Source organism: Corallococcus sp. AB049A, from assembly GCF_003668885.1.
Taxonomy (GTDB): Bacteria; Myxococcota; Myxococcia; order Myxococcales; family Myxococcaceae; genus Corallococcus; species Corallococcus interemptor.
This window is the reverse complement of sequence record NZ_RAWL01000530.1, coordinates 1-5,267: the sequence shown is the minus strand read 5'-3', so window position 1 is coordinate 5,267 and position 5,267 is coordinate 1. Positions and strand designations below refer to the sequence as shown.

General features: G+C 68.7%; 4 protein-coding genes and 1 pseudogene. 4 read left to right on the top strand and 1 reads right to left on the bottom strand.

The window, feature by feature from the left end:
• From D7X55_RS35340 to D7X55_RS35330, 3 genes are all read left to right on the top strand, one after another.
• On the top strand, positions 1-228 hold a 228-nt coding region (locus tag D7X55_RS35340; protein WP_147470334.1), incomplete at its 5' end, for a helix-turn-helix domain-containing protein.
• A 33-nt stretch (positions 229-261) separates the two neighbouring features.
• Positions 262-627 carry a VOC family protein gene (locus D7X55_RS35335; RefSeq protein WP_120552102.1) on the top strand — a complete coding sequence of 122 codons (366 nt, stop codon included), beginning with the start codon at positions 262-264 and terminating at the stop codon, positions 625-627.
• A gap of 140 nt (positions 628-767) precedes the next feature.
• Entirely contained in the window at positions 768-2,345 is a 1,578-nt protein-coding gene (locus D7X55_RS35330) for a response regulator (RefSeq protein WP_120552106.1), read from the top strand.
• On the opposite strand, the gene D7X55_RS35325 is transcribed toward D7X55_RS35330, so the two are convergent.
• A complete protein-coding gene (locus tag D7X55_RS35325) occupies positions 2,248-3,471 on the bottom strand; it encodes an acyltransferase (RefSeq protein WP_158626474.1) in 1,224 nt (407 codons plus the stop codon). The two genes, D7X55_RS35330 and D7X55_RS35325, sit on opposite strands and share 98 nt — an antisense overlap.
• Before the next feature lie 1,682 nt (positions 3,472-5,153).
• On the opposite strand from D7X55_RS35325, the pseudogene D7X55_RS35320 reads away from it, so the two are divergent.
• Positions 5,154-5,267, top strand: a pseudogene (locus D7X55_RS35320) (GntR family transcriptional regulator); the annotation flags it as partial.

Here is a 5,267-nt window from a genome sequence, read left to right as displayed (position 1 = left end):
GCGGTGGGGCTGTCGCCGAAGGTGCTGTGCCGCATCGCCCGGATGCAGCACGCGGTGGAGCTGTCGCGGCGGCTGGAGGGCGCGGAGTGGGCGCTGGCGGCGGGGTACTACGACCAGGCGCACCAGGTGCGGGAGTTCCGGGCGCTGATGGGGCTGACGCCCGGGGCGTACGTGCGCGAGCGGGCGCAGGTCGGATTCGTCCAATCCTCCCGGGAGGCGGGTGCGTAAGGTGGGGGTGTTCCCACTTGGAGGAGGCACCCCATGTCCACCGCACCGCAGCAGGCCGAGCAGCACCACCGCATCGACTACCTCGAGCTCCCCGTGAAGGACATCGCGGAGGCGAAGCGCTTCTACGGCGCCGTGTTTGGCTGGAAGTTCGAGGACTACGGCCCGGACTACACGGCCTTCAATGACGGGCGGCTGAACGGCGGCTTCGACAAGGAGCGCGAGGTGTCCAAGGGTGGCGCGTTGCTGGTGCTGTACTCGAAGGACCTGGACGCGACGCTCCAGAAGGTGCGCGAGGCCGGAGGGCGCATCGTGAAGGACACGTTCTCCTTCCCCGGAGGCAAGCGCTTCCACTTCGCGGATCCCACGGGCAATGAGCTGGCGGTGTGGACCGAGCCCTGAGGTGTCGCGGTTCCAACACTCCCTGTCCCTCCTGAGCGCGCGGCGCGTGGGAGAGGGCAGGGAGCCGGATGATCCCGGTTCGCGTGGGCCCCAGCCGCTGCGGTAGAAATCGGCTCGGCTCCTCCCTGGGGTTGTCGACCGTGCTCGCTACCGTCAAAGCCACCATCCTCCACGTCAACGACACCCCCGCGAGCCTCTACCTGGGCACGTACTCCCTGCGCCTGGCGGGCTACGACGTGCTGGAGGCCGTCACGGGCGCCGAGGCCCTGGAGGTCGCCTTCGACTCGCGCCCGGACGTCATCGTGCTCGACGTGAAGCTGCCGGACATGAGCGGCTACGACGTGTGCCGGCGGCTGAAGGAGGACCCGCGCACGCGGGAGAGCGCCATCATCCACACGTCCGCCACCTTCATCACCGCGGAGAAGAAGGTCGCGGGCCTGCGCGCCGGCGCGGACGTCTACCTCACCCGGCCCTTCGACCCCGAAGAGCTCATCGCCACCGTCAACAGCGTCCTGCGCCTGCGGCGTGTGGAGCGCGAGGCCCTGGCCAACGCCGCCCGCCTGGAAGAGGCCGGCCGCAAGAAGGACGAGTTCCTCGCCATGCTCGCCCACGAGCTGCGCAACCCCCTGGCCGCCATCTCCGTCGCGGTGCAGATGCTGGGACAGAAGGACTCCAACGGCCTGTCGGAAGCGGACGCGCGCCGCCGGGACATCATCGAGCGGCAGGTGAGCCACCTGCGCCACCTGGTGGACGACCTGCTCGACGTCAGCCGCATCACCCGGGGCAAGTACGCCCTGCGCCGCGGCCGGTTGGATCTCAACACCGTGTTGCAGCACTCGCTCGCCGCCGCGCGGCCCGTGATGGAGGAGCGAGGGCTCATCCTGCGCGAGGCCCTTCCCACCGCGCCCTGCTGGATGGACGGCGACCGGACGCGCCTGGAGCAGGTCTTCACCAACCTGCTCGACAACGCCTCCAAGTACTCGCCCGACGGCGGCATCGTCACCGTGGGCGCCCACGTGACGGAGGACTCGCGCGTGCGCGTCTCCGTGCAGGACACCGGCATCGGCCTGCGGCCGGAGGACCAGGCGCACATCTTCGAGCTCTTCGCGCAGCTGGATGCGGGGCTCGCGCGCAGCCGGGGCGGACTGGGCATTGGCCTGACGCTGGTGCGCCACCTGGTGGAGGAGCACGGCGGCCAGGTGGAGGTCTTCAGCGAGGGCCAGGGCCAGGGCAGCATCTTCACCGTCACGCTGCCGCTGCTCACGGACGCCGCGAGGCCCGAGCCCGCCGTGGAGCGCGTCGAGTCCCGCCGGGGCGAGTGGCGCATCCTCCTGGTGGACGACAACCCCGACGCGCGCGAGGGCCTGCGCGAGATGCTCCAGATGTGGGGCCACACCGTCGCGGTCGCCTCGGACGGTCCGGAGGCGCTCGTCATGGCCACCTCCGGCACCTACGACGTCATCATCCTGGACATCGGCCTGCCGGGCCTGGACGGCTATCAGGTGGCGCAGGAGCTGCGAGGGCGAGTGGCCTCGGACGCGCACCTCATCGCGCTCACGGGCTACGGGACGCCGGAGGACCGGGCCCGCAGCGAGGACGCGGGCTTCGACCTGCACCTGGTCAAGCCGGTGGAGCTGGTGGAGATTGGCCGGGTGCTCGCGCAGCTGGGCCCCGTGAAGCGCGGCGTGCACCGCCGGCCCCAGGCGAAGAGCGCCTAGAGGCCCGGCGCTCGCGGATCCATGCCCGCGCGGGTTTCTGAACGCGTTGATGCGCGAGCACGCTCAGGATGACCGACCCCACCACGAACACCGCCACCGCCCAGGCGGACGTGGGGGGCTCGCCCAGCCGCTTGAGCACGGACTTCCAGGCGAACAGCACCGGCATGTGCAGGAGGAAGAGCGCGTAGCTCGACTCACCCAGGATGCGCAGCGGTCGTGAAGCCAGCGCTCGCGCCACGGCTCCCTGGCTCCCCGACAGCAGGATGAACAGCACCGCGAACACCGGCGCCAGCAGCCCGTTGTGCAACAGCGGGAAGGGCAGCCACGGGCTTCCCAGCAGCGCCAAGATGATCAGTCCTCCCACCGCCGCCAGCGCCACCGGGTGGGAGGGCGCGTGTGCCCGGAGCAGGAAGCCGCGCGCCGCGAGGATGCCCAGGATGAACTCCGGCAGCCGCGCCAGCGGGTTGAAGCGCAGCGCCAGCATCCACGGGCCGGAGTTGTACGCGGACGCGGTGCCCCCGGTGTGGTCCGGATCCGCCACCATGTAGAGCGCCGGGAGCACCAGGGAGGCGGCGTAAGCCACCGCCGCAGCCACCCCAAGCGCCTTGGGCCCCAGCAGGCCCAGCCTGCCGGCCAGGAAGGGGAAGGCGGCGCAGAAGAACGCGCCCACCGCCACCGGCCAGCCCGAGCCGTTCCACGCCATCGCGGTCCACGGCGTCCAGCTCTGGAGCAGCAGGGGCGTGAGCACCAGGGCCTCCGCGTGCTCCATCCCCCGCCAGGGGTCCACCGTCCACGCGTCGCGCAGTCCCTTGAGGTACGAGGGCGCATCAAGCACCAGGCCCAACGCATAGACAGGATAGATGCGCGCGAAGCGGGCCACCCAGAACGCCTTGCGAGTCTCGTACGAGTCCGGAGGCCGCTCCAGGTGGTGGTAGCCAAGGAGGAAGCCCGACAGGACGAAGAAGAAGCCGATGCTCACGTACCCGCTGTCGAGCAGCCCATGCAGTCCCGGCGGCGCCTCCGTGCCGGTGAAGACCAGGTGATACACGTGGTAGGCGACGACGTGCGCGGCCGCGAGGAACCGCAGCCCGGTGAGTGCATCCAGGTGCTGCCGGGAAGAAGCCATGACGGCCAAGAGTCTCGCCGCTCCCCGCGCGCGGCTCAAATCGGGCCGCCACCGGCGACTGAAGTCCGACTTGGTGAACACCGCGATGAGCCAAGAAGGTGGACGTGAGATCCGTTTTCGCCAATGACGCCGCCAGTCGAGTGGGTCTTCAGCCAGGAAACGATGGGCCCCCTCCGGCCGCGCGGTCTCAAAACCTGTCCGACAGTCGGACAGGCTCAAACCGAATGAAACCAGGCCGAGGACGCGCCATGTGAGGCGCAGCGGTCGTGCAGCCACCAGGACCAGCCCACAGACAGGAGTGCCGCCCAGGCACGGTTGCCTGAAAACCTGTCCGGCAGTCGGACAAGTTCCCGCCAACTCAAATGGGAAGGAACGTGCCTGTCGGAACGCAGCGATAAGCAGTGACGTGGTGCGTACTCGAACGAGCATGCCACCCGGGCGCGCAGTTTCAAATCCTGTCCAACAGTCAGACAGGTCCGCGCCGAATGAAACCGTGGACGCGCCTTGCAAGGCGCAGCGGTGTCGCACGTGCGGACCTCAGGTCAGGGCCAGGCTACAGACAGATGTGTCCGCCCGGGCGCGCAGTTTCAAAACCTGTCCGACAGTCGGACAGGTCCGCGCCGAATCAAGTTGAAGGAACGTGCTTGGCGGAACGCAGCGGTAGTCAGTGACGAGGTGCGTATTCGAACGCCGAGGTCAGGCCACGGGCAGCACGCCCTCCGGGCGCGCAGTCTCAAAACCTGTCCGACAGTCAGACAGGTTCACGCCTCCCAATGCGCAGCAGCGGAGCGCGATGGCATGCGTGCGAGGACGCCAGGACCAGGCCACGGGCGCGAAGCGCAAGCCGGGCAGCGGTCAAAATCCCGCCCGACAGCAGGACAGGATCACGCCTCCCGAGGCACAGCGATAGCCCACGATTTCACGTGTGCAAGGGCGCCAGGACCAAGCCACGGGCCGAAGCGCGGTTGCCGAAAAACCTGTCCGACAGTCAGACAGATGCACGTCTCCCGAGGCGCAGCAGTGGTCCGCGATGTCGTGCGTATGAGGAAGTTGGGACCAGGCCACGGGCCTAAGCGTTCGCCGGGCACAAGGTCCAAAAACCTGTCCGACCGTCAGACAGGTTCGTGCCTCCCAAGGCGCAGCGGCGGTCCGCGATGTCGTGCGTGTGGGGACGCCAGGACCAGTCCACAGGCTGAAGCACTCGCCGGGCGCGCAGTTTCAAAACCTGTCTGACGGTCGGACAGGTCCGCGCCCCCCGAGGCGCAGCAGCGGAGCACGATTTCGTGTGTATGAGGAAGTTGGGACCAGGCCAAGGACCGAAGCGCTCGCCGGGCGTACGGTCCAAAAAACCTGTCCGACAGTCGGACCGGTTCACGCCTCTCGAGGCACAGCGGTGGTCTGCGATGTCGTGCGTGTGAGGTCGCCAGAACCAGTCCACGGACCGAAGCGCCCGCCGGGCGCGCTTTCCGAAAACCTGTCCGACAGTCGGACAGGCTCGCGCGGCATGAAGCCGGGGCCGCCCGCCGGGCGCGCTTTCCGAAAACCTGTCCGACAGTCGGACAGGTTTTTTTCGTCCGGCTCCGGAGGGCGCCTTCTCCAGTCAGCCGACGCGGGCGGTGAGGCATCACGCGTACATGTCAGACCCCTCTGGTTGGATGGCGATGCTGAAACGAGGAAGGGGAATGGGGATGGGGCACGGCGGGCTCGTGGCGTACGTGGAAGCACAGATTGAGCGCGACATCGCGCTGGGACGGATTCACCCGAGCGGGCAGTTCGGCTCGGAAGCGAAGCTGGCG

Excerpts from the sequence above, each read along its gene's own strand:
- D7X55_RS35335 (WP_120552102.1), top strand. The coding sequence starts at position 262 with ATGTCCACCGCACCGCAGCAGGCCGAGCAGCACCACCGCATCGACTAC.
- D7X55_RS35325 (WP_158626474.1), bottom strand. The coding sequence starts at position 3,471 with ATGGCTTCTTCCCGGCAGCACCTGGATGCACTCACCGGGCTGCGGTTC.